A 24,883-nucleotide genomic window follows, 5' to 3' on the forward strand; every position below is an offset into this window, starting at 1 on the left:
ATCATGAATCAAACTATCACTCAAAAACCGGTCGTCGCCGTGACGCTGGGCGACCCAGGCGGTATCGGTCCGGAACTGATTGCACGTCTGCTCGCGCGTTCAGGCACCATGCAGACTGCGAATGTGGTGCTCGTCGGCGATCCATGGCTGTGGGCGCATGGGCAGGAGCAGGCCGGTATGACCGTGGCGACACAGGAAGTTGGGAGCTTCGCGGAAGTGCGTGAGCGCAGCGACACGCACATGCCGGCTTTCCTCGCGATGCACACTGTCGACCCCGCCGAGGTACAGATTGCTGTCGCCGCAGCGCCCGGAGGACGGTCGGTTCTGCAAGTATTGAACCGTTGCATGGATGCTGCCCGTGCCGGAGAAATCGACGCTATCTGCTTTGCGCCGCTGAACAAGCATGCGATGAAGCAGGGCGGCTTGCGGCACGAGGACGAGCTGCACCATTTTGCCGAATATCTCGGCGTCGATAGCTACTTCTGTGAATTCAATACGCTCGAGGGTATCTGGACCTCGCGTATCTCATCGCATGTGCCATTGAAAGACGTGCCGAAGTACATCGAACGAAAACGTGTGGTAGATGCTGCTGCACTGTTGTACTCCTCACTGCAAGCCAGCGGTGTTGCACAGCCCCGCGTAGCTGTCGCAGGTTTGAATCCGCACAATGGCGAGGGCGGTACCTGCGGGCGTGAGGAAATCGATGTCATCGCGCCGGCAGTGGCTGAACTGCAAGCGCAGGGATTTAGCGTCACCGGGCCATTCCCCGCAGACACGATCTTTCTGCAGGCGCGTGATGGCCAGGTCGATGGAATCGTAACGATGTATCACGATCAAGGCCAGATTGCCTTGAAGCTGATGGGATTTTCGCGCGGGGTGACAGTGCAGGGAGGTTTGCCGGTCCCCATTACGACCCCGGCGCACGGCACTGCTTATGACATCGCCGGAAAAGGCAAGGCGGACGTCAATGCCACTGCCAACGCCTTTGCGATCGCGGCCCGGATGGGCGCAGCCTATCGAACCAGACATTTATTTTATTCATCGAAGGAAACCAAATAATGAAAATCAAAGCAATTCGTGCCCGCGTATTTGAATGGAAGGGCCCCACCGTACCGCCACAAGGCAACTTCTGTTCCAACGCCATGGACCTGGTCTACGACAACCAAGCCAACCGGCACGAGTGTGGCAACGACACGATGAACACGTTCCGTTTCCATGGATGGACGGTGGTGGAAGTGGAAACAGATAACGGCCTCGTTGGCCTGGGCAACGTGGCACTTGCGCCACGTATCGCCAAGGCCATCATCGATCAGTACCTGGCGCCACTGGTGTTGGGCCAGGATCCATGGGATTACGAGTACATCAATCAGCGCATGTACCGGGCTACCCAGGCATGGGGCCGCAAGGGTGTGGGCATGGCGGCAATCTCGGCAGTCGACATTGCGATCTGGGATATCCTCGGCAAGGCCACGAACCTGCCGGTATTCAAGCTCCTGGGCGGACGAACCAAGGAAAAGATCCCTTGCTATTACAGCAAACTGTACCGCACGGATCTGAAGGCCATGCAGGAAGAGGCCGAGAAGTTCATGAAGCAGGGATTCCGTGCGTTCAAGATGCGCTTCGGCTATGGACCCGCCCATGGCCAGCAAGGCGTCGTGGAAAATCTGAAATCGGTAGAAGCGGTGCGCGAAGTCATTGGTTACGACAACGACCTGATGCTCGAATGCTATATGGGCTGGAACCTCGAGTATGCGAAACGCATTCTGCCCAAGCTGGAAAAGTACCAGCCGCGCTGGCTGGAAGAGCCGGTCATCGCCGATGACATCGACGGTTACGCGGAACTGAACCGCCTGACGAGCATCCCCATTTCCGGAGGCGAACATGAATTTTCGCTACTGGGCTTCAAGCAGCTGCTCGACAAGCGTGCGGTTTCTGTCGTGCAGTACGACACGAACCGCGTCGGCGGCATCACCATGGCGCACAAGATCAATGCACTGTGTGAAGCCTATTCGGTGCCGGTGATTCCGCATGCTGGCCAGATGCACAACTACCATCTGACGATGAGCAGCTTGAATTGTCCGATGAGCGAATACTTCCCCGTACATGACGTCGAAGTAGGTAACGAACTGTTCTATTACATCTTCAAGGGCGAACCGGATGCAGTCAACGGATTCCTGCAACTCGACGACAAGACACCCGGATTAGGCTTGTCGCTGCGTACCGATCATCTCCACAACTTCGAGATCACCGAATGAGCCAGGTCAACTCACAATCACGTCCACGCTATCGAGGCGTATTTCCCGTCGTCCCGACTACATTCGCTGAAGATGGCACGCTGGATCTCGCAAGCCAGAAGCGCTGCGTCGACTTTATGATCGACGCCGGGTCCACCGGCTTGTGCATACTCGCGAATTTTTCCGAGCAGTTCCTGCTTGCCGATGATGAACGCGAGATACTGACACAGACCATCCTGGAGCATGTCGCTGGACGCGTACCGGTCATTGTGACCACGACGCACTTTGGCACCTCCGTCTGTGCGGCGCGCAGCCGGCGTGCGCAAGACATGGGCGCCTCCATGGTGATGGTGATGCCGCCGTATCACGGCGCGACCATTCGCGTATCCGAACCATTGATCTATGAGTTTTTCGCCAGCTTGTCTGATGCGATTTCCATTCCGATCATGATTCAGGATGCGCCGGTGGCGGGCACGCCGCTATCCACGGCGTTTCTGGCCCGGATGGCGATGGAGATTGAGAATGTCGCCTATTTCAAGATCGAGACACAGGGCGCCGCCAGCAAGCTGCGCGAGCTGATTGCGTTGGGTGGCGAGGCAATCGAAGGCCCATGGGACGGTGAGGAAGCGATTACCCTTCTTGCGGACTTGGATGCGGGCGCCACCGGAGCGATGACTGGCGGTGCTTATCCTGATGGCATTCGAACGATCGTCGACGCCTATCTTGATGGCCGGCGAGAGGATGCAGTGGCTGCCTATGCCAAATGGCTTCCGCTCATCAACTACGAAAACCGCCAAGGCGGTATTTTGACGGCGAAAGCATTGATGAAGGCCGGCGGCATCATTGCAAGCGATGCGCCTCGTCATCCGTTCGCACCGATGCATCCGGCCGTGCGCGCCGGCTTACTGGATGCCGCGCGGCGGCTTGATCCACTCGTCCTGCGTTGGGCAAAGTGAGCACACCATGACTTATCCGAACACTCAGTTATTTATCAATGGCCAGTGGCAAGACGCCGCCGATGGCCGCACGCTTGCAGTTCATAACCCGGCCACCGGCAAGGAAATCGGACACGTCGCGCACGCCAGCCGGACCGAGCTGGACCAGGCACTGGAAGCCGCCCAGAAAGGTTTCGACACCTGGCGCGACATGACGCCGGCCGAACGCAGCAAGATCATGCGCCGGGCCGCCGGCCTGATGCGCGAGCGCGCCGAGGCCATCGGCCGCGTCCTGACCCAGGAGCAGGGCAAGCCGCTGGCCGAAGCCAAGGGCGAAGCCTTGGCCGCCGCCGACATCATCGAATGGTTCGCCGAAGAAGGCTTTCGCGTGTATGGCCGCATCGTGCCGTCGCGTAACAATCTGGCCATCCGCCAGATGGTATTGAAGGATCCGGTCGGCCCGGTCGCCGCCTTTACCCCCTGGAACTTCCCGATCAACCAGGTGGTGCGGAAAGTCGGCGCGGCGCTGGCAGCCGGCTGCTCGATGCTGGTCAAGGCGCCGGAAGAAACGCCGGCGGGCCCAGCCGCGCTGATCCAAGCCTTCGCCGATGCGGGCATCCCGGCGGGCGTGCTGGGATTGGTCTATGGCAATCCGGCAGAAATTTCCAGCTACCTGATTGCCCATCCCGTCATCCGCAAGATCACGTTCACCGGTTCCACCCCCGTCGGCAAGCAGCTTGCCGCACTGGCCGGCCAGCACATGAAGCGCGTGACGATGGAGCTGGGCGGTCATGCCCCGGTGATCGTTGCCGACGATGCCGACATTGCGCTCGCCGTGAAGTCGGCCGGTGCCGCCAAGTTCCGCAACGCCGGACAGGTTTGCATTGCGCCGACCCGCTTCCTGGTGCATGAAAGCATCCGCAACGACTTCGAACAAGCACTGGTCAAGCATGCGCAAGGGTTGAAGATCGGCGACGGCCTGGCCGAAGGCACCCAGATGGGACCGCTGGCCAATCCGCGCCGCCTGACCGCCATGGCCGAGTTCACCCAGGATGCGGTCGAGCGCGGCGCCAAGGTGCTGGCCGGCGGCGAGCGTATCGGCGCCGACGGCAACTTCTGGCAACCGACCATCCTGGCCGACGTGCCGCTGGACGCCAAGGTCTTCAACGATGAACCGTTCGGCCCGATGGCAGCGATTCGCAGCTTCAACACGCTGGAAGAAGCGATCGCCGAATCCAATCGCCTGCCTTATGGCTTGGCCGGCTATGCCTTCACGCGTTCGCTGAAGAATGCCGATCTGCTGGCGCGTAAAGTCGAGGTCGGCATGCTGTGGGTAAACATGCCCGCACTGCCATCGGCGGAAATGCCCTTCGGCGGCATCAAGGATTCCGGTTACGGTTCCGAGGGCGGACCGGAAGCGGTGGAGGCTTATCTGAATGTGCGCGCTGTGGCGGTGATGAACGCCTGACCTATGAGGCCTTCAAGCTAATGATCCTATGTGCGTTTAATTTTTAACTCATTGAGGTGAGTCCCCCGCTTTGGCGGGGGAAAAGGAAAAACGCGATTGCGAACGCACGGCACTTCGGCGGACGGCAACGCCACTTCACCCGCGAAGTTTTCTGGGCGCGAGGCTATTTCGTATCGACGGTTGGCCTAGATGATGAAATGGTCGGTGCTTACATTTGGAATCAGGAGCAGGAAGATGAACGCTACGACCAATTGAAATTAGGGCTGTAGCCGTCCCAGGAGGGCTCATGGTTTTCCTGCGCCTTTGAGGTGCTACAACCATAAACCTCCGGCTTTGCCGGAGGTAATTTAATTTCAGGATCCTTATCTTCAACGGTTGGACGTCCGCCGCCTGACGCGCAGATGCGCACACGGACAATGCGTTAGATCAGACGCCAGCTCGACGCATCCGCGTAGAATCGTCATTGGACTCATGCCGGTGATCTGTGCCATCAGTTGCTTACCGCCATGACCGATCCGCATAGCTTCAAGCGCCACGAGCCAGCGCCGCTGCGGCTCGCTTAACCGGCTCATGAGGAAGTTAATGTGATGGTGGTAGGCCCGGTCTGGTTGCCGCTGACCTGATCGACAGATTGGACAGGTGCACTGATGAATCGATGAATTTGCCATGGCTGCCTCCTCATCAGCGACGCCATACAATCTATTGCGCCCCTATTTCTAACCGGTCACCACGTTGTTTTCTGACGGATCCTAGTGCCGGCTGGGATGGAACGAGGCTCCGAAAGAAGACGACCTCAAAAGTTTACCAATACAGAGTCTTTGACAACCGCAATACATTTAAGAGGGAAAATGCAGGAGCGCCGGATGTATGCAGATCGCGCTGCACCGATAAGCATGTATTCTTGATGGAACATCTTTCGATTTTTCGAAGTTACCTGAGCGCTCGCCTGCCCAAGAACGCAGCAAATCGATCCCTGTAGATATAAAGAAGAGCACAAAGAATGTTGCAGGAAAGCACTATTATCCCGACCACCTGTACCGCGTTCAATGGAAATCCAAGACGCAATTCTTTCTTGCAATTTTAAGTTAGCAGAAACTAAGCAATCCATCGAAACAGCACATATGTTCATTAGTTTCGTGAAGAGATGATCGAAATTTGAGACTTATTTTTTCATCTGGCTGCGCTACATTAAAAGAGTCATAACAGCAACGGCGTTCTGGCCGGGAGTTGCATATCAGTACCGTCGTAGCACCGTGTCTTATTCTTGATTGCAAAGGTGTATGGCTGCTATTCAATGCCCAATATTCTATTAAAGATGCGTCTTATGAATGAATATTATCGTCCAAGATTCCCCTATCAGCGCTCCCAGACGAGAGATGAAAAAAGTGATAATACGATCGAACTGAAGAAATACATAACTAGCTTATGGCAGCAACGGTCGCTAATCATCAGCATTGCAGTAGTTATCGCCGCCCTTGGTACTGCCTATGCATTTATGGCGACACCTAGGTATGAAGCGAATATTCTGGTACAAATCGATGCAAACAATCCACAACCTAGAAATATTCTGACCGACTTAACCGCTGTCGCCGACAACAGGAATGGCGCGGCGACAGAAACGGAGGTTTTGCGCTCACGTAATGTATTGTCGCGCGTGGTAGACAATACGATGTCCTACATTACCGTGCAGCCAAAGCGCTTCCCTGTAATTGGACCATGGCTCGCCAGCCATAATAAAAATCTTTCGGTGCCTGGATTGGCAGGCTATGGACTGTTCAATGGCTATGTATGGGGGGCCGAACAGGCGTCCATTTCCCTTTTTAACTTACCAGAGGGGCTAGAAGGGAAGAAATTTATCCTGACTGCAGTCGACCCGCAGCATTACCGAATGCAGCAGCTTGATCAGGATATCGAATTCACTGGAAAATTTAATGAAACGGTAACCGCACCGACTAGTCAAGGCACTATTGAAATACGGGTTGAAAGTGTTCACGCAAATCCGGGTGCGCAGTTTTTGGTTACGCGTATCTCAAAAATCGAAGCGGTCGAACATTTGCAGAAATCGCTGAAGATCATGGAGAAGGGAAAGCAAACCGGGATTATTAGTGTGCGACTTATTGGAACAGAGCCAAAAGTGGTGAGCACTATTGTTAATGAGGTAGGTAAAGAATATATTCGCCAGACCGTCGACCACCGTGCAGAAGAAGCTGAAAAATCGCTTATTTTTTTGAATAAGCAATTACCTGTTCTGAAGCAAGAATTGGAGAATGCTGAAGTCAGGTATAACGCAATACGCAACGCGAACTCAACTATTGACTTAAATGAAGAGTCTAAGTCAGTGGTACAACAGACGGCATCACTTCAGACAAAAATAGTCGAGCTTCGGCAAAAGAGGCAGGAGTTGCAAAGTCGCTTCGTGGACGGGCATCCGGCGATCGAATCAGTCAATGGGCAAATCAACGATATCAACCGACAGCTGGCCCTAGTCAACAGTAAAGTTAAAAAGATGCCAGCCGTCGAGCAGGATGTGCTACGCGCGACGCGAGACCTCAAGGTCAGTACTGATCTATACACTAACTTGCTCAGCACCGCGCAGCAGTTGCGTCAAGTGAGCGCGAGTCAATTGAGCAGCACACGCTTGCTGGATACTGCGGCTATACCCAAAGTGCCAGTCGGTCCTGACCGTCTAGCAGTTATTTCATTTGCAGCGCTGTTCGGTCTGATACTCGGCGCGCTGATCGCCACACTCAAGCAGAAATTAAAAGGTAAGGTGCCTGATCCTTTTATGTTGGAAAGCTTACTTGGCATGCCGGTCACTGCCACGATTCCGCACAGCCCGCGGCAGAAGGCCCTTTATGCGCAAATGAAAAGCAGGACCAAGAAATTGTCCGTTTTGCCGTCTATTGCGCCAGAAGATCAAGCGGTCGAAGGCTTACGCGGATTTCGTACTGTGCTGCAGTCCGGCATGGTCAGGTCGCGGAACAATATTATTCTGATCACGGGGCCAACCGCAGCGGTCGGGAAATCATTTGTGTCGGCGAATATGGCGAACGTGCTTGCATCGATAGACAGGAAGGTCTTACTGATCGACGCAGACATGCGCAATGGCTACCTGCACCGCTATTTTGGGTTGGAGCGGGAAAATGGATTGTCGGAATTGATTACCGCTCAAACCGTCGCCGACGACGCTATACACAAAAATGTGGTCGAAAACGTCGACTTCATATCGACCGGCGTATTTCCGGCAAAGCCGGCGGAACTACTCGCCCATAAAAATTTCGGAATATTGTTGCAATCCATCGTATCTAGGTATGACTTTATCATCATTGATACCGCACCGGTACTCGCTTTTTCCGACGCCATGGTCGTCGCTAAGCATGCAGGTGCAATCTACAACGTCGTGCGTGATGGCATAAGCACCGTGAATGAAATCGAAGATGCAGTACGGCGGTTAAGGCAAGCGGGCGGTGACGTGACCGGAACCATATTCAACGATATGAAAGGAAAGTCAGCGTACGGCTATGGGTATGCGTAGGAACTAAAAACGTGTGGAGGAGCACGAATCAAGTGCCACGACTATACAAGATAGCGCAATAGCGGTGTCCATCGAGATCTGTGCAGTGATCGGTCGCATTGCCGAAGAAGCCAGAGATAAGTCTATGACATGCGTCCCATCAGGACAGTGACGAGTCGACCCTTACTGTTGATGAGCGCTATAGCGAAAATAGCTGAAATGGGGATGACAGATGAGCGCGAAGGAGTTATACCGGCAGCTGACGGCCACAGAAACATCGATACCAATTTTTTCACGAAGCTGGTGGCTCGATGCGACCGCTGGCAGCGATGGCTGGGATGTTGCGTTAGTCCAATATGGAAGCGAGATTCACGCAGCGATGCCTTATATGGTACGTCGTCGTTTTGGGATGACGGTGCTGAGTCAGCCGGCATTGACACAGGCGCTAGGTCCATGGCTGCGCCCTGGCGATCCAAATACCAGTGAGGCAAGAAGGCTGGCTCGAGAAAAGGAGTTGATGCAAAAGTTAATCGACCAGCTTCCTAAGTTTGACTATTTCAGCCAAAACTGGCATTACCACCATACAAATTGGTTGCCGTTTTTTTGGCGTGGCTTCAAACAGACGACACGTTATACCTATGTCATTACCGACCTGCGCCATCCGCATAAACTATGGTCAGCCTTTCAGGGAAACGTACGTCGTAATTGTAATACGGCCACTCAACGCTACCATATTGTGATTCGTGACGATCTACCGATCGAAGACTTCATTTCGTTAAACCGCATGACTTTCCAGCGTCAGGGCTTGTCGGTCCCCTATTCGGACGACTATCTTCGCAGACTAGATGCAGCTTGTGCAGAACGAAGCTGCCGTAAGTATTACATCGCGATCGATCCGGAAGGCCGCCACCATGCTGGCTGTTACATCGTCTGGGATGAAAACAGCGCGTATGGTTTGATCAATGGATCTGACCCAACATTGCGTCACAGCGGCGCGCTCAGTCTTTGCTTTTGGCATGCCATTCAAGACGCGGCACAGGTAACCCAGCGCTTCGACTTCGAGGGCTCTGTACTGGAACCGGTAGAACGTTTCGTACGCTGTTTTGGCGCTACGCAAATTCCTTATTTTAATATCAGCAAAGCGCCGGCCTGGATGTCGTTTATGCGCGACGTTATGCATACCGTGAGAAGCCAATAATGCAATTCATCGTATGTTTTCCTGATAATTGTTGTGAAGAGCGGCAGTGGATAAGTTCGGTAGTGCTTCATGAATTTCTAGGTATCGAGTATCAAATTCGGTACGATCAAGAAGACTCGGTACGAATCCAATGTGAAGGAAAGTCGCTAAAACTTGCTGACGTGTTTTTCAAGATGGCGCATCGCAGGTGGATGGAACCAGACACGCAACCGACCGTACCACTGCAACAATGGACCGTATCCGAAAGCGGCCTTGATCCCGACCTGATTGACAATACTGTTCCGATTATCTTCGGCTCTGCCGGATTCCACTTCGATAGAACGAACGCCTCGCTGGGGCTCGATGTTTTCGGCTCGGCGTTTTTCATGCTGTCCAGATACGAAGAAGCGGTCAACATGCAACGCGACCAGCATGACCGCTTTCCCGCCCATGCCAGCCTGGCTTTCCGGGAACACCTGCTTCGGCGTCCTATCATTGATGAATATGTCGAGATTCTGTGGGCCGCAATAAAGTTACTATGGCCCCAGATTACACGTCGTGTGCATCGCTATCAAACCATTGTCAGCTGCGATGTGGATCAACCGTATCACCCAGCGGCGAAATCATTTCGTCGCATGGCGCGGGCAACGTTGGGCAGTGCCGTTCGGAACAGGCCCTTGACAGAAATGTTCAAGCCGGCGCGAAATTATTTGAATAGCCGCCGCGGCGACTTCCAGCATGATCCGTATTACTTCACAGTCGACTGGATGATGGACAGGAATGAAGACGCAGGCAACGTCGTCACCTTCAACTTTTTGCCGGAAGTTACTGATCCTGCATTTGACGATACGTGCGCGATCACGGATCCGGCGGTTATCGCGATGTTAAAGCGAATTCATGCACGACGCCATGAAATCGGCCTTCACCCAGGCTATCACACCTACCAGAGCATCGAGAAAACGCTGCATGGGCTCAATAAGCTTCAAGAGGTATTACGCTGTGCCGGAGTCGAACAGTCCATCACAGGCGGGCGCAATCACTTCTTAAGGTGGTCGACAAAAACACCGGCCGTATGGGACGCCACGGGACTCCGCTACGATAGCACCTTATCCTATGCTGATCATATAGGTTTCAGATGTGGCACGTGCCGCGAATATTCCATGTATGACCTGCATAGGCGTCAGCCCCTTCGTATCAAGCAGCGTCCACTGATTTGCATGGATTGTTCGATTATTGTGTACATGGGTTACGGCTTGACTGAGAAGACATTGTCCGAAATTGGAACACTGAAAAGCGCGACAAAAAAATTTCATGGAAATTTCACGTTATTGTGGCATAACTCGTCGCTCGAAGGCGAACGAGCGCGTGACTTGTACTGTGAAATAATTAAGTAAAGCCGGCACGACGCCGTGCCAGTTGATCAAAATGGCTGCCGCCGTATACATGAGCTCAGCGAGTGAGGTTAAATTCGAGATGAAAGCGCCCGCGATGAGACATCTTAATACACCCGCATCAAAGATCGCTAACTGGGCTTTTCTAATGCTGTTTCCAGGCTTTTTTTTCTACCATACGGCGCTAGGATTACGGGTAATTCCGCCACTCTTAGGTGGATTTTTTTCGCCAGTCTGCATTGCGATGGCGCCCATTTTGTGTGCCGTATATGCGATTGGCCTCTACCGGGAAAAAAACGCCCATACCGGGGTCGATCAGGCCTTCTTTGGCTTTCTATTGTATTTCGTATTCATTATTGCAGTAAATTCAGTGTTTTTCGATGCCGACGAGAGGGTCGTGACATCACACTTAGTCGCAATATTGCATTTTATTGTTGTATTTATCGTTTTTAAGTTTGCACGTTTTGATACGGGAACAATGCGTGCAACGGTCTTGCTGTGCTGGTTAACGATGACAGCGCTCATATTCAACTTGGCCAACGACGGCTTCTTTTATCTGCGTGAGCAAGATCCCGGAATTGACCACGAATACGTGGCAACATACCAAGGATTCGGACGGTCTTATCTCGTGATGTTTCTGGTATTGATTCCATTTATTAAATCGATACCGGCTCGCCTGTCGGTCTACCTGATTGCGGTAGCCGCATTATTTGTCAATGGCTCCCGTAGCGACTTTGCAGGCGCCATCCTTGCAATCGCCGTACTGGAGCTACTTAATGCTAAGCACAAGTTGTTTGTGGTGGTCCTCGCAGCATCCTGCATCGCTTTTTTTAACATGCAGGCTGCCGACACGCTTGGGATTTTTCCAGAAAACAGGACCCTTGAATTGCTAGATTTTTCAGCGGCGAGTTCTTGGGAAGGAAGGAACGTTGCATTTGCTCATGCGATCGAAACGATTGTAAAGTCTCCTTGGCTAGGTGGCTATGGCAGTCATTTCGATATTGGCGGGGAGGGCGAATATGCGCACAATATTCTGTCTGCATGGGTAGACCTCGGATTTATTGGATTTGCATGGTTGGTCTTGCTTCTTACGGTGCCGCTATGCGCTTTGGCGAAAAGACTGCTTTCCTCAGGTCCAACAGCGCGCTCTGCTGAGCCATTATTGCCGCTTAGCCTGATTGTTGTAACCATTTTCCTCCTTTGCACAACTAAGGAGTTCACCTATATGCTGATAGGCGCAGCTTTAGGGGCATATACGCAATACCAGCAGCGTGTTCGCCAAGCTACATGTATTTCTCCAACCGGGTACACAACCTGCAGACCCACACAAAGTTTCTCTTAATCGTGTGTGCGATATCGAGGTGATGTCCTGGGTCTACCGGGAGGATAAGGACCTCAATCATGCTTCGTTTCGTCAGGCTCTTTATCTTGTCTTTAGCTTGCACCATTCATGGCGCGGCTATGGCCACACCGCGGGCAAGCGAAAGCACACATCACTTCCGCTGCGGTGGTGACGTCGAAATGCAGGTCTGGTCCCTTTGGGACACAGAGGTAAAAAAGTATCTGTTACACAACCTGCTGGACAAACGTCTGATCGAAAAAGGTGATGTGTATGCACTATATGATTTCCAGACGTACGCGCATAATGCTGTTGCAATGGCGAGGCGGTGTGAACGTATACCCCGTCTACTTGAAATCGCTGACCTAATCAATAAAGCATATGACGTACTTCGTCCAGGGAGCCTGCTTTCTGCAGGCCGGCGATGGATCTGTACCGGCGGTGAGATTTGCAATGAAAAGAACCAGTTACTCAATCGGGAGGTACTGCTTTGTAGCAGCCAGTTTCTCGGCATTGCCGCGTCGGTGGCCAATGCGCTCAGTTTGGCCGACCGGCCTTTACCTCCGGCTGGGGAAGCGTTCATTGTGGCGACCGTCAAAATTGCTACCGAACATCTGCATCGATGGGGCAATCAAAAGACCATTGAAAATCTACGGCAAGCTGCTAAAGCGTCGCCCGAGAACGTGACCGATGGAAATTTCTCGCTGTTGTTCTCCGATAAATCATTGTGGCATATCGCAATCTATGCAGAGTTATCGGGCATAGCGCAGTCGCGAAAGCAAGGGCAGGTAGCAGCAATCACCCGGCAGGTAACCCGGTCGAGCGACTACTTGATTACGTTGTTGCAGCTATTTAAGCATCGTGTGACAACGAGAACTCTCGTCAATAACCAAGGCACACGCGTCATGGTGGCCGATCTCGACCGAGGCTTCTGGCGACTGTATCCGGATAACCGCTATGCAGGTTATGAAGGTGTCGAGAAGCCAGTCGTTTGCGTGCAGGCGATCAACAGTACATCGAATGCAATACCAAGAATGTTGATTCCGGCAAGGTCTGTGGCGCCTCGGCCCGACACTGGCTGGGACTTCAGTCACGCACGTCGACTGGTTCACGCGTTGGATGCCCTCTCACGTAACTGGGAAGCGGTCCAAACAGTTTTTAAACTGCCTCGGACGCATGAGGAACCAAAAGCGTTGCTACAGGCGTTCTCGAACAATTTGATTGCCAATGTATGGAATGGCGACATGGCTACACCTCTTTTCTCGAACTACTGGAGTGGTGCCAACGGCTGGTACCGCGTTGCATACGATAATGGCACTGGTGAGTGCGAGGAAGGCTCTCCTCCTTACAGTATGAGTGAATCCTTTGCCACGGGCGGGTATATCACCTGGGCGAGGTACCGCCATGAAATTGGTGCACTTGGCAAGCAACTGTATGGCATGGTCGTCAACGATAAACATACATCGTCAGTGGTCGTCAGCCGATATTATTCTCGCCTCAGCGAGGATACAGAGGCCACCATACGGGCGCTTAACCGGTTTGCCTTTTTTTCGACGATGGTTGGTGTTGGTATTGAGTAAGCCCTATCGAAGTCAGTATCGTCTGCTGGCCATGGCTTGCCCATTGCAATGTTAAAGACCGCTGGCCGAGCAGTTAAGATTGCGGAAACCTTGACATCGTAGCCTTACCTGCAAACAGTGGATCAGGTCCTTTCGTCGTCTGTAAGGTACTGGAGGGATATTGCTTAGCACAAGATGTCGCCGCAATGGCAGCGTGCCGGATGATGATACCTAAAAGAACCGATCGAAAAGCGACATCCGATATGGTCCTTTTGCAAGCGATTGATCTAAATTTGATACTTTCTTTTTTACGGATCCACAGCTAACTTACTATCTAGTGGGAAAAGCGATGTCTAGTCTCGATGCAGTGGCACGTTACAATCACCTGTGTAGAAAGAATGCGAAGACGACTCTCGATCATTGGGGAAAACATCCGGTTCTGCAGACAGTACGTGCTGCTTGGTAAACTGATTCCCGCTGTTGCGACAATTGGCCAGAGACCGCTTCATGGCTGATATCGTAAAGACACGCAATACGTTTCTCAATCATACGCTCGTCAATGCCAGCGGTATCGTGGTTGGTCAGCTCATTTACTTGCTGACGATGCCGATCATGGCGAGAAAATACACGGCTGCTGAGTTTGGTGTCTATGCAAGTCTGGTCGCCGTATGCGGAATCTTCAGCTGTGGCGCCGCGCTGCGGTTCGACTCAGCGCTACCGTCGACACAAGCGGGCGAAATGCCGTCAATGTATCGACTTGGTCTACTGGCATGTGCGATCAGTCTTTTGTTTGGTGTTGTTGCTGTCACTGCCGGCCTGCATCACTATTTGCCATGGCCGATCTCGCTCTCTGCACCGATATTAGCGTTGCTATGCGTGATCACTGGTACGTTGCAAGCGTTTATTTCCGTTTGCAGCGCGGTACTGACTTGGCGAGGCCAGTTCGCACAGACCACGCTGCTACGGATCATTCAACCGGCATGCTTTGTTGCTGCGGCGACCATGATGGTGCCCGGCAGCCTGCCCATTGCATTTGGATGCGGATTGTTTGCGGCAGCGCTATGTGGGTTCGCATTTTCGTGGCGACAGCTACTTCGACCCGCCAGCGTCTGCGTCAGACGGGTGGCCCGTCGATACTGGGAGCACCCAATCATTTCCTTGCCGGTAGCAATACTCGACACACTGGCGCTCGCGATGCCGGTGTTATTTATAGTGCAGAACTATGGCGATGCGGCAGGTGGTAATTATTCTCAAGTGCAAAGATTGACCGCGGCACCATTAATCCTGTGTGCGATGGCGATATCCCAAGTCTTTTACAAGCATGCCGCTGATGCTTTCCGGGCTGGACGATCTGTACGGCCCTTGATGTGGAACACGGTGCGTGGGCTCGCACTCGTCGGTGCTGCGCTAGTACTAGCGGTCGCTACATTAGGCGAACCCCTGCTCGCGTTGTTTCTCGGTGCTGGCTGGCGTACCGACTCCGGCTACCTCATGCTGGTCTTGCTTCCCGCAGTCATACGCATGAGTGTGTCGCCGATCACCTCGGTCTTTGCCGTTACGAGACAACTCAAGCTAGCCGCGCTGTGGCAAGTGACGTACACCATATCGACATGGAGCGTCTTGCGCTATGCCTCTAAGCAGTATCCACTTGACCAATTATTGGGAATCATCGTGTTTAATGAACTGATCCTGTATGGCATCTACCTTTGGATGGCGGATATTGCAGGGCGCCGAATGGAAAGGGAAAACAATAAATGTGCGGGATAAGCGGATTTTTCTCGGCCAATGCGATTCAGGCCGAGTCGATCGGAAAAATGAACGAATTGATCCGCCATCGCGGTCCAGATGACGAAGGCTTTTTGCTGTTTCCTTCGCTGCACGAGGCACCCCTGGTGTGTGGCGGGGCAGACACGCCTAGCAACTGTTTTACCGCTGGCTTACCGTATGCGCCGAAAACGCCATTGGCAGAGTGTAAGGACATGTCCATTCAGGCAGCCCTTAGTCACCGTCGTCTGGCGATCGTTGATCTGACTCCGAGCGGCCACCAGCCTATGTGCACCCCGGACCGCCGCTACTGGATTGTCTACAACGGCGAGGTCTATAACCATATTGAGCTTCGCCGCGAACTGGAACGCTGCGGCCACCAGTTCCAGTCGCATTGTGACACCGAAGTGGTGCTTGCGGCTTATGTGCAGTGGGGCCCGCAGTGCCTACATCGCTTCAACGGCATGTGGGCATTTGCGATCTATGATTCTCATCGGAAGACCCTATTTCTGGCCAGAGACCGTTTTGGTGTCAAACCACTGTACTACTGGGTTGCGCCCGGGGGAATTTTTTGTTTCGCATCTGAAATCAAGCAATTCACTGCTTTCCCAGGATGGGCGGCATCATTGAATGCAAAACCGGCCTACGATTTTCTCGTTTGGGGAATCATTGATCATACCGCCCAAACGATGTTTTCGCGCGTATATCAGCTAAGTCCTGGCCACTACATGTATTTAGACGCACAGGAAATCGTCTCCGATGCCGACGGTCAGGTCGCTTCAAGTCAATGGTATGAGCTTCGCGCTGAACACGTCAAGGGCACGTTTGAAGACGCCGCCCAGATGTTTCGTGAGAAATTCACGGATGCAGTGCGTCTGCATTTGCGCGCTGACGTGCCAGTTGGTTCCTGTTTATCCGGCGGGCTCGATTCTTCATCGATTGTATGCGTCATGAACCAATTGTTGCGGGAGCAAAGCGCGTCCCAACTGCAAATGAGCTTTTCGGCGTGTTCCAATGACAAGCGGGTTGATGAACGCGAATGGATTGAGGAAGTGGTGCAGGCCACCGGCGTGCATGCGCATTTCGTGTATCCTGCGCTCGACAAGTTGTTTGGACATTCACCGGCGATCACCTGGCATCAAGACGAGCCATTCGGATCGACCAGTACTTACGCGCAATGGAGCGTGTTCCGGCTCGCCGCTGAAAACGGCGTGAAAGTAATGTTGGACGGACAGGGAGCCGATGAACAGCTTGCCGGTTATCACCCATATTTCGGCATGCGGTTTGCGGGGTTGCTACGAACTGGACAGCTGCTACTGTTATGGAAAGAAATCCAGCAAACGAAGCGAGCCCACGGTTACTCGGAACTGCATGCGATGATGTATATGGCCGATACCATGCTGCCGGAACGGATCAAGCAGCCGTTACGAGCCTATACCGGACGTAGTTATTGCACGCCATCATGGCTCAACATTGCATTGTTGGGGGTAGAGCCACGTAATCCACGAACGCGTTCGAGCAGCGACAAAGAAAGCATACAAAGCATGTCGCATGCTCAACTGACGGCGACGAACTTACAGATGCTGTTACATTGGGAAGACCGCAGCTCGATGGCGCACTCGGTGGAATCGCGTGTCCCATTTTTAGATCATCGACTTGTAGAATTTGTGCTTGGTTTACCTGATGACTTCAAGCTTTCCGGCGGCGTCACCAAGCGTGTGATGCGCGCTGGCATGGACGGCATCATACCAACCCGGATACGTGACCGTATGGATAAAATCGGATTTGCGACGTCCGAAGAAGCCTGGCTGCGCGAAGGGGCGCCGTCGCAGTTTCGAAAAAAAATGCAACGCGCGGTTGAGATCAGTGACGGAGTGCTCAGCTCGCAATGCTTGACCATGTTGGAAGACATGATAAGTGGAAAAAAACCCTTTAGTTTTTTGCCGTGGCGTGTGATCAATTTCGGCGAATGGCTCGCGACGTTCTCTGTGACCACCAGGTGAGGCCGATGCAGCCGCGCTTCGCAGCCTTCGGCTCGACCGTTCTCCGCTACCTGAAAATGCAACCCCGGTAACGTTTTGCAGCGGGACACACCCGATGACTCTATGTCAGCTGGCAGGCGTAGCGTCAACGGCCTACCTGATACGAGCACGGCGTTCGTGAATAAAAACGCGCAGGGACACGTGTCCGACGTAACGAGTTGACGCTGCAGACGGGGTTGCCGACGCGCGGGCGGAATAGGCAGAGGTCTATGCTTACCTACAGGTGCGGTTGTACACCGCCTGCTGCACGTAAGACAGGCAGTGAACATGTGAAGGCAATACCCAGGTGTTCGTCGAATGACAGTGCATATCACCAGCGTACTCACTTCAGACTGAACAAGCGACTGCATTGCGAGTGCGCTGGGCGTGGAACTAGGACGAGAATGGATTGAACAGGCCATTGTTGCGTGGGTACGGTCGGTGGCCGTCAACGCTACGCTGACGGGTCTGGCGACGATCGATCAATATAGTGGATCATTTGCGCCCATCCGGCGGAAACCGATCAATATATGACACTTATATTTGAGCGTTTAACCGTTAAAGTAGTAAAACGCTTGGCCGAATCGCGACGCGTATTGCCGCTTTCTGATTTTCCGACCCCGATACTCTACAAGGAGACCAGGGCGAGCCTGTTTAGTCATACTGGACATCCTCTGAGTTTCGCCGGCATTACGGAAGTCAGTACCAGAGGGCGAAGAGATTTTTTTAGTGCGTGGTGACATGTAACGACAGAAGCCTACAGTCAGACCACCTTTGTTTGATCAAGCTCAGGAGTCATTATGTTCTTCTCTCACCGCGATCTTATTGCCGCCAGCTCGGACATGGCAGCAATGGCGATGGTCGCATTAATCGCGAGCTTTATTGCCAGCATGTTGATTGTGTGCACGGAGAGATGGCATCAAGCCCTGTCACTTGACCAAGAGATGTCCGGCGCACAGAAATTTCATAAAAAACCAGTGCCACGCATTGGTGGGCTGGCTTTATTGGCCGGGATATTAGTGGTGATCGCGTATGCCGAATGGCGTCCGAGCAACGGCCATGTCAGCGGCGAGTGGAAGGTATATTTGTTGCTCGTGCTCGCTGCGATGCCAGCGTTTATTTCCGGGCTGCTCGAGGACCTAACTAAAGGAATCTCTGTGCGGTGTCGATTGCTTGGCACGTTTGCCAGTGGACTAATTGCCTGTTGGCTAGTTGGTGCTTCACTTCCACGTCTCGATATCTGGGGGATCGATCTGTTGTTTGGGTTGACGCCAGTCGCCGTGCTGGCGACCGCGTTTGCGGTCGCTGGGGTATCGAATTCGATCAATATCATCGACGGCTTTAATGGCCTTGCTGGTATTACAGGCGTTATCATTTTGACCGGCCTCGGTTTTATCGCCGGCCAGGCCGGCGATGTATTTGTCGCGAAGTTGGCGATCGTAGGAATCGGCGTAACCATAGGGTTCCTGCTTGTTAATTACCCGACTGGGCGCATATTTCTGGGTGATGGAGGGGCCTATCTATTGGGTTTCTGGATCGCGGAAGTTGCGGTGCTGACGATTGCTCGCAACCCATCAATCAATGCGTGGCAAATTCTTGCCGTCTGTGCTTACCCGGTGATTGAAGTTATCTATAGCATCTATCGTAAGAAGGTAATCCGGAAGATGAATCCGGGTGTTCCAGACCGGCTGCATTTTCATATGCTGGTGTACCGACGCTTTATTTGCCAACTGTTGCCCGGTGACGGCAGACGCTCATGGGTGCGCAATGCGATGGTAACGTGTGCGGTTGTCTCCTGGACTGCGCCTCTAACCTTTATCGCAGTATATTATGGAGATACGATTCTGAGGGCCATGGGCATTCTGGCGATTCAGCTATTTGCCTATCTGGCGTTTTATGTCCGGCTGGTACGCGGCCACTGGTGTTTCAACCCTGCAGTAGGATTTGGGCTGTTGCCAGAGCGCCGAACGAAATCACACTAATCGGAACTGCATCTTGTCTGGCACCATGCGGTTCCTGAAACCGCGACGGCGGCGGGAGGTAAATGTTTTGCATTGAACCGCTACATTTTCAAAGTTCTCAATTGAACATCACAGCCTATGCAAACAGCAATGGTCACGCAAGAAACACGATCCGATCGCGCGCCACGGTTGTCGCTGAACCGTCATCACGTTCCGAGTGTCATGACGTCAAACATTTGTGTCATTGACAGAGCTGGAGATGAATGCAAACCCTAATTCCGTTTGCGCAATCAAAACAGCCGCGCCTCGCATTTCCGCTGTAGTCCTGGTATGCATTAGAGATTTGCACGAAGCTCGGCAGAAGAGGACAGGTCTTGTGGGCCGCTATTATGATGACTTGTACTGTTCCATCTATTGCCGAGCAACGGCATATCAGAAGTTCGACCGTGAGCAGGTAGCGCCGTCGTTTTGACGAACATGGTCTGGACCGACTCGTTGACGTGCCACGTGAAGAAGCGCCATGCGGCGTAGGGAATGAACACGTCGCGCGCGTCGTCGCCACGACACTGCAGACATATCTTCTCGATGCAACGCATGGCAGCCGCACCGCAACCGGCTTTCGAGCTCTCGGATTTTCCACTGTCTGCTTCCAATAACCCACCCGATAATTATGACTCAGACGTTCAGGCAGACAAGTTAAGGGTGCACGTGGCTTCGGCTCGATCCGGCCTGACAGAGGCCAACATCTACCGTTCTTGCCATCAGTCTCCCCTTCCGAGGCCGCTGATCGAACACGCCCGGTCCTTTGCGCAACAACCGCACAAGTCGGCAAGCGCGCGCCCACAGAGTTTCGCTGCCTTAAACATCGCTGTCACTGCTTTACCTGCGGCCGGCCGCGATGTTCAACAGGTCGGCGTCAAGGACCGATTCCGCCAATAGATTCTCGCGCCGTAGTTGTGGATATTTTTCGGCTTTGAATGCGCTTGGCAGTTGCTACAGCAGTGCCCTGCACGTCGTGCGCTACGTGCGAAGCCAGCGCCGCAGGATCCATACTGCAGGCACCGTTTATGACGGATAGGCATTTCGGCCCGCTTTATAAACCAAACAGGCCGCACGGCGTTGAATCTCTTCGTGTCCGCAACCCCTTATAAAAAAATACGTTACTAGTTTCTGATCGGTCGATGTCATTCGTCGCATACCGATTTAACTGAAGGGTAGCGAATGCATTGTTAGTTGGACGTGCAAAGTTGTTGGCGTTTCGTTAATTGCGCTTTGACAAGCACCGGATGCGCACCGTGGTTAAGTTGTTTTCCGCACGTTGGGGCTTTGTCAAGATCAGCGTGGCCAAGTGCGACCTCGGTAAGTTAAGCCGGGTTAGCTTATTCATCACACGGGCCGATCCGGTCATCCCGCCGCATGCGGCTAGTCAGCGGCATATGTAAGCGGCCACTTACATTTCCTCAAGAAAATTTACATTTCACAAGGATTCCTAATGGAACTGTTTCCCATATTCATTACTCTGATGAAACGTCACTACAACGGCACGGTTCGATGCCATTTCATCAGGGAGAGCTCTTTTGGCTTACAAACACTCACTTCAATCAATCTCGACGGGCGTTCTGTCTTGCGCCTGCGCGGCTGTCCTTTTAACTGCATGTGGTGGTGGTAGCAGCAGTGATTCCGACGAGACCCTCGCCGCAGCGGAGGTATCCAATACGGCGAGCAGTGGTACGGAGTTCAATGATGCGGAAAGCACTGATACCTCATTGACCGCTGGATGGAGGAAATACAAGTGGAGGCCGACACCAGCGCCAGCACCGACACCAGCGCCAGCACCGGCACCAGCGCCAGCACCGACACCAGCGCCAGCACCAGCACCAGCACCAGCACCAGCGCCAGCACCAGCACCAGCACCAGCACCGGCACCGGCACCAGCGCCAGCACCAGCACCAGCACCAGCACCAGCACCAGCACCAGCACCAGCACCAGCACCAGCACCAGCGCCAGCGCCAGCGCCAACACCGGCACCAGCACCAGCACCAGCCTATACAGCGGCTTACCATTTGTACGTTTCGACAACCGGTTCTGATTCCAATCCAGGCACGCAATCTGCTCCATTCCGCACGATTGGGCGAGCGGCGACTGCGGCGCGGCCAGATACCGTCGTACATGTTGCCCCAGGCACTTATACTGGAACTTTCACTACCAGTAACAGTGGGACGGCCAACGCGAAAATTGTGTATCTGTCTGATGTCAAATGGGGCGCGAAAATCATACCTGCGTCATCCACCTCAGATTCGATGGCGTGGCGTGCGAGTGGCAATCATATTGTCATCGACGGGTTTGACATCGACGGGCAATCGTCACTAGGATGGCGCAACGGCATATATGCAACGGGAAGCAATATTACCGTTCGAAACAATCGTGTCCATCATATTGGCAACCAGTCAGCATGCGACAGCAATGGTGGTGCGGGCATTGGCATGGATGGGTATTTTGGTGGCAGCGTTCACGAGGCCGAAAGCAATGTGGTTCATAACATCGGGCGGGCTGGCTGCACGTACTACCATGGTATTTACACGGCGAGCTTTGACTTCACCATCAAAAATAATATGTCCTATCAAAACACTGGAACCGGGATCCATTCGAATCACGATTCAGGACGCGGGTACATCGTCAACAATACCGTGTTCCGTAACGGTCGCTTGGGAATTCTATGCGAAGGCAATGATTTCCGTAATGTGTCGGTGGCAGGACCCTTCATCATTCAGAACAATATTGTCTACGACAACTACCCCACTGGATCGTCCGGCGCGGGTAACGTAGGCGGCATTGGCATTGTCGGTACCGTGGTCAGTAACAATGTTATCTCCAACAATTACACACTGCTGAACCGCGACCTTGAAATTTACGTACCGTCCGGAAAAGGCACCGTCTCGAACAATATGTCCGGTGGCGTGCCTGGGTTCGTGAACTATAAGATTGACGGCAGTGGAGACTACCGCCTGCTGTCAAATTCGCAACTGATTGATAAGGGCGTCGCTACCAATGCGCCGGCCGTTGATATTCAACGTACTGCGCGCCCTCAAGGTGCCGCAGTGGATATCGGCTCGTATGAGTACAAGGCACTTTAAAACCGCCAAGGTGTCGGCATGCCGACACTCCCACTGGGAAAGCAAGGGCGCAGTCAATTCCGCCACAACTCTGCATTAGCAATAAAGAGGGAAGAGACTGCACATCCTTGTGCCACAGGCGGGTAGCGGTGCAGCAAGTGAAACTAGGCTGACACCGCGCCGAGTATGGTAGGGCTACTACAGCAACTCTGCATGAACTCGCTGTAAATGGAAAGGCCTGCACATTAGAACGTGCAGGCCTTTTGCGTTTAACGCCCCTTCTGGATCTATCTCTTCGGAATTGTCATCGACAGCAGCATCGCGACGGCGTCAGTGAGATGAAGGGCGCTACGTCCGATACTGGCGGCGTCGTATCGAAAATGCATCGGGCAGCAGTCATCGAGCATGAAGCGCAAACCCTCCTTCAAATCCTACTCAGCACCGCCTTCCTGCCGTGAGCGGTCACTCAGTGTGGGTTTCAGCACATTAGTGAAATGGGCTAGGTACGAATACCGTACTGCACGCCTATGTGTCGGTATTGCCGGCACGTTTAGAATAGCGCCTTGAGCCCACGGCCCAGTTTTTTTTGGGACGTAAGCCCAGCCGTTGCAGCGTGCGGCATAAAGTAGGCAGGCTCACAGTCACTCCGCACTCCGATTGCAAACGCTGAGAAAGGACGGCCAGCTTCAAGTCCGGCTGTTCCTGCAACCACTGCGTTAGTTTTTCGCGAGCAGCGGCGTCAATTTTGCAATGACGTCCGTAACGCTGACGTATTGGTACCAGCTCACCGCTACGACGGATCCGGCGCAGCAAACCTTCGACAAAGGAACGACTAACCCCAAACAATTCAGCGATTTGACGTTGTGATTGCGTGCGACGCTCACAGGCGCGCACAATTTTACGGCGTAAATCGACGCTATAGGGAGCTGTCATGACATCACCATTCTTTTTAAAAGATTTTCTATAAACTGCTTTCATGTAAACCTGCAATGCGTGGCTCTTCTATGGTCAATCGCTCTCGCACGTTACCGGCGTATGAGCATTGCCATTGCGGCCATCGTCGGCGTTCTGGTCTTAGTCGATACGGACCGAACGCGTGTTCTTCTGTCGTGTCGTCTGGGCAGCTTCTATAAGACAGTCTTCTAATGTTGCGGCGAGGCGGGCGGCCAGGCGATCCGAGCCATGGTGTTCCTCAACATACCGCCGGCCAGCCTCGCCCATCCGAAGTCGCTCTGGCTGCGGGGTATGGAACAGCTGCAGAATCGCATCCGCGAGCCGTTCGGGGTCGGCAGGTGGGACAGTCAGTCCAGCACCAGCGTCATGCACCGGATTATTGGCGGCATTCGACGCAATCACGACTGGACGTGCTGCTGCAAGATAATCAAATATTTTGTTCATGCTAATGCCGTAACGATACAGGCCGGGCAGACCTAGGATCGTGATGACAAATGCGTCAGCCTGGGCGGCAAGCGCAGGGACGGTATGCTTGGGCACTGGCGGTTCGAATGAAATATTCGTGATGCCAAGAGACTGGGCCAGTTCCATCAGCTCAGGTTTTAACGGCCCGTTACCGATCATGCGTAGCGTCAGTGCGGTCGTCCCCACCCGATCAGCAACCAGTTTCATCGCATGTACCAGAGGGACAAGGCCGTTCGCCTGGCCATGTGCACCGAAATACATAAGCACAAAAGGCAATGTCGGACTTGGGTAGTCCGATGCGGCTGCCGGAGGCGGTACAACGCAAGCGGAGGGCGACAGATTGACTCCGTTGGGTATCCATACTGCTTTTTCCCTGGCGATCCCGAGGGAAGCGATATAGTCACCAGCGTAGGGCAAGACGACAATGATGCGTGTCGCACACTGATATAGCCAACGCTCAAGTTTGCCGAGCATACGCGCCATTAGGCTGCCTTTGCGTAATCGGCCAAATTCGATTAGTGTTTGCGGCCATAGATCGCGTACTTCAAAAATGAACGGAACGCGATGGCGCTGCGCCAGCAACGACCCGGCTAGCCCGGTTAACGGATGTGCGCTTGAACCAATGATGACATCCGGTTTGGGCAACTTCTTGGTGTACATCGGCATCAGCACCCGCCCCGTATAGGTTAACATGTTCAAAATGCGCCGCATGCCATTGCCCTGGTATTCTGGAGTACGAATCCATAGAAAGGGCACATCGGCGTAGGTCTCTTGCCGATGCAGCTCATGTGCGCTTAGTCTTTGCGTACCGGTAATGTGTTCGACACTGGAAGCAATGATGATTGCTTGCCATCCGTGGTGTCGTAGATTGACTGCCAGATCAAAATGACGAGTGATCCCTGCCGTGCCGGGTTCGATCGCATAGTGATTGAGTATCCAAACAGTCTTCATCTGCTGCTCACCCTTGCTTCCTTGGTCATTGCGATTG

At 53.3% G+C, this 24,883-nt stretch carries 16 protein-coding genes and 2 pseudogenes; 15 read left to right on the forward strand and 3 right to left on the reverse strand.

Annotated features, from left to right (window positions below):
* Window positions 1-3: 3 nt before the first annotated feature.
* The 13 genes and pseudogenes from D3871_RS21100 (at window position 4) to D3871_RS21160 (ending at window position 19,384) form a co-directional block, all read left to right on the forward strand.
* Entirely contained in the window at window positions 4-1,059 is a 1,056-nt protein-coding gene (locus tag D3871_RS21100; protein WP_119771012.1) for a 4-hydroxythreonine-4-phosphate dehydrogenase PdxA, read from the forward strand.
* Complete coding sequence (locus D3871_RS21105) at window positions 1,059-2,255, forward strand: L-rhamnonate dehydratase (protein ID WP_119771013.1); 1,197 nt, start codon at window positions 1,059-1,061, stop codon at window positions 2,253-2,255. The genes D3871_RS21100 and D3871_RS21105 overlap by 1 nt, the downstream gene beginning before the upstream one ends.
* Entirely contained in the window at window positions 2,252-3,190 is a 939-nt protein-coding gene (locus D3871_RS21110; protein ID WP_119771014.1) for a dihydrodipicolinate synthase family protein, read from the forward strand. The genes D3871_RS21105 and D3871_RS21110 overlap by 4 nt, the downstream gene beginning before the upstream one ends.
* A gap of 7 nt (window positions 3,191-3,197) precedes the next feature.
* Window positions 3,198-4,637, forward strand: a complete 1,440-nt coding sequence (locus tag D3871_RS21115) for an NAD-dependent succinate-semialdehyde dehydrogenase (RefSeq protein WP_119771015.1) — start codon at window positions 3,198-3,200, stop codon at window positions 4,635-4,637.
* An 80-nt stretch (window positions 4,638-4,717) separates the two neighbouring features.
* Window positions 4,718-4,906, forward strand: a pseudogene (locus D3871_RS21120) (transposase); the annotation flags it as partial.
* Between the two features lie 1,055 nt (window positions 4,907-5,961).
* Complete coding sequence (locus D3871_RS21125) at window positions 5,962-8,172, forward strand: polysaccharide biosynthesis tyrosine autokinase (RefSeq protein WP_158598004.1); 2,211 nt, start codon at window positions 5,962-5,964, stop codon at window positions 8,170-8,172.
* A 211-nt stretch (window positions 8,173-8,383) separates the two neighbouring features.
* Window positions 8,384-9,349 carry a GNAT family N-acetyltransferase gene (locus D3871_RS21130; RefSeq protein WP_119771017.1) on the forward strand — a complete coding sequence of 322 codons (966 nt, stop codon included), beginning with the start codon at window positions 8,384-8,386 and terminating at the stop codon, window positions 9,347-9,349.
* A complete protein-coding gene (locus D3871_RS21135) occupies window positions 9,349-10,722 on the forward strand; it encodes a polysaccharide deacetylase family protein (protein WP_147376865.1) in 1,374 nt (457 codons plus the stop codon). Before D3871_RS21130 ends, D3871_RS21135 begins: the two co-directional genes overlap by 1 nt.
* Window positions 10,723-10,801: 79 nt before the next feature.
* Complete coding sequence (locus tag D3871_RS21140; protein ID WP_147376866.1) at window positions 10,802-12,061, forward strand: O-antigen ligase family protein; 1,260 nt, start codon at window positions 10,802-10,804, stop codon at window positions 12,059-12,061.
* A gap of 59 nt (window positions 12,062-12,120) precedes the next feature.
* Complete coding sequence (locus D3871_RS21145; RefSeq protein ID WP_119771020.1) at window positions 12,121-13,638, forward strand: hypothetical protein; 1,518 nt, start codon at window positions 12,121-12,123, stop codon at window positions 13,636-13,638.
* A 486-nt stretch (window positions 13,639-14,124) separates the two neighbouring features.
* Window positions 14,125-15,384, forward strand: coding sequence for a lipopolysaccharide biosynthesis protein (locus D3871_RS21150; protein WP_119771021.1), 1,260 nt, complete (start codon window positions 14,125-14,127; stop codon window positions 15,382-15,384).
* 47 nt (window positions 15,385-15,431) lie between these two features.
* Window positions 15,432-17,384 carry an asparagine synthase (glutamine-hydrolyzing) gene (asnB, locus tag D3871_RS21155; protein WP_233575752.1) on the forward strand — a complete coding sequence of 651 codons (1,953 nt, stop codon included), beginning with the start codon at window positions 15,432-15,434 and terminating at the stop codon, window positions 17,382-17,384.
* An 818-nt stretch (window positions 17,385-18,202) separates the two neighbouring features.
* A complete protein-coding gene (locus tag D3871_RS21160) occupies window positions 18,203-19,384 on the forward strand; it encodes an MraY family glycosyltransferase (RefSeq protein ID WP_119771023.1) in 1,182 nt (393 codons plus the stop codon).
* A 1,716-nt stretch (window positions 19,385-21,100) separates the two neighbouring features.
* Here D3871_RS21160 and D3871_RS30545 read toward each other — a convergent pair.
* Window positions 21,101-21,442, reverse strand: a complete 342-nt coding sequence (locus D3871_RS30545) for a hypothetical protein (protein ID WP_199724852.1) — start codon at window positions 21,440-21,442, stop codon at window positions 21,101-21,103.
* Between D3871_RS30545 and D3871_RS31740 the strand changes: the two are divergent.
* A pseudogene (locus tag D3871_RS31740) lies at window positions 21,427-21,501 on the forward strand (DUF1565 domain-containing protein); the annotation flags it as partial. The gene D3871_RS30545 and the pseudogene D3871_RS31740 overlap by 16 nt on opposite strands.
* A gap of 99 nt (window positions 21,502-21,600) precedes the next feature.
* Window positions 21,601-22,497, forward strand: a complete 897-nt coding sequence (locus tag D3871_RS30000) for a choice-of-anchor Q domain-containing protein (RefSeq protein WP_338016854.1) — start codon at window positions 21,601-21,603, stop codon at window positions 22,495-22,497.
* Between the two features lie 504 nt (window positions 22,498-23,001).
* Here D3871_RS30000 and D3871_RS21180 read toward each other — a convergent pair.
* Window positions 23,002-23,454: a helix-turn-helix domain-containing protein gene (locus D3871_RS21180; protein WP_119771025.1), complete on the reverse strand. Its 453-nt coding sequence runs from the start codon at window positions 23,452-23,454 to the stop codon at window positions 23,002-23,004.
* Window positions 23,455-23,550: 96 nt separating this feature from the next.
* Window positions 23,551-24,846: a glycosyltransferase family 4 protein gene (locus tag D3871_RS21185; RefSeq protein WP_119771026.1), complete on the reverse strand. Its 1,296-nt coding sequence runs from the start codon at window positions 24,844-24,846 to the stop codon at window positions 23,551-23,553.
* Window positions 24,847-24,883: the final 37 nt, after the last annotated feature.

It is taken from the genome of Noviherbaspirillum saxi (assembly GCF_003591035.1).
Classification (GTDB): domain Bacteria; phylum Pseudomonadota; class Gammaproteobacteria; order Burkholderiales; family Burkholderiaceae_D; genus Noviherbaspirillum; species Noviherbaspirillum saxi.

Coding starts and splice junctions, on each gene's coding strand:
- asnB (WP_233575752.1), top strand. CDS start 15,432: ATGAACGAATTGATCCGCCATCGCGGTCCAGATGACGAAGGCTTTTTG.
- D3871_RS21160 (WP_119771023.1), top strand. CDS start 18,203: ATGTTCTTCTCTCACCGCGATCTTATTGCCGCCAGCTCGGACATGGCA.
- D3871_RS21105 (WP_119771013.1), top strand. CDS start 1,059: ATGAAAATCAAAGCAATTCGTGCCCGCGTATTTGAATGGAAGGGCCCC.
- D3871_RS21115 (WP_119771015.1), top strand. CDS start 3,198: ATGACTTATCCGAACACTCAGTTATTTATCAATGGCCAGTGGCAAGAC.
- D3871_RS21145 (WP_119771020.1), top strand. CDS start 12,121: ATGCTTCGTTTCGTCAGGCTCTTTATCTTGTCTTTAGCTTGCACCATT.
- D3871_RS21125 (WP_158598004.1), top strand. CDS start 5,962: ATGAATGAATATTATCGTCCAAGATTCCCCTATCAGCGCTCCCAGACG.
- D3871_RS21140 (WP_147376866.1), top strand. CDS start 10,802: ATGAAAGCGCCCGCGATGAGACATCTTAATACACCCGCATCAAAGATC.
- D3871_RS21185 (WP_119771026.1), bottom strand. CDS start 24,846: ATGAAGACTGTTTGGATACTCAATCACTATGCGATCGAACCCGGCACG.
- D3871_RS21135 (WP_147376865.1), top strand. CDS start 9,349: ATGCAATTCATCGTATGTTTTCCTGATAATTGTTGTGAAGAGCGGCAG.
- D3871_RS21150 (WP_119771021.1), top strand. CDS start 14,125: ATGGCTGATATCGTAAAGACACGCAATACGTTTCTCAATCATACGCTC.
- D3871_RS21100 (WP_119771012.1), top strand. CDS start 4: ATGAATCAAACTATCACTCAAAAACCGGTCGTCGCCGTGACGCTGGGC.
- D3871_RS21110 (WP_119771014.1), top strand. CDS start 2,252: ATGAGCCAGGTCAACTCACAATCACGTCCACGCTATCGAGGCGTATTT.
- D3871_RS21180 (WP_119771025.1), bottom strand. CDS start 23,454: ATGAAAGCAGTTTATAGAAAATCTTTTAAAAAGAATGGTGATGTCATG.
- D3871_RS21130 (WP_119771017.1), top strand. CDS start 8,384: ATGAGCGCGAAGGAGTTATACCGGCAGCTGACGGCCACAGAAACATCG.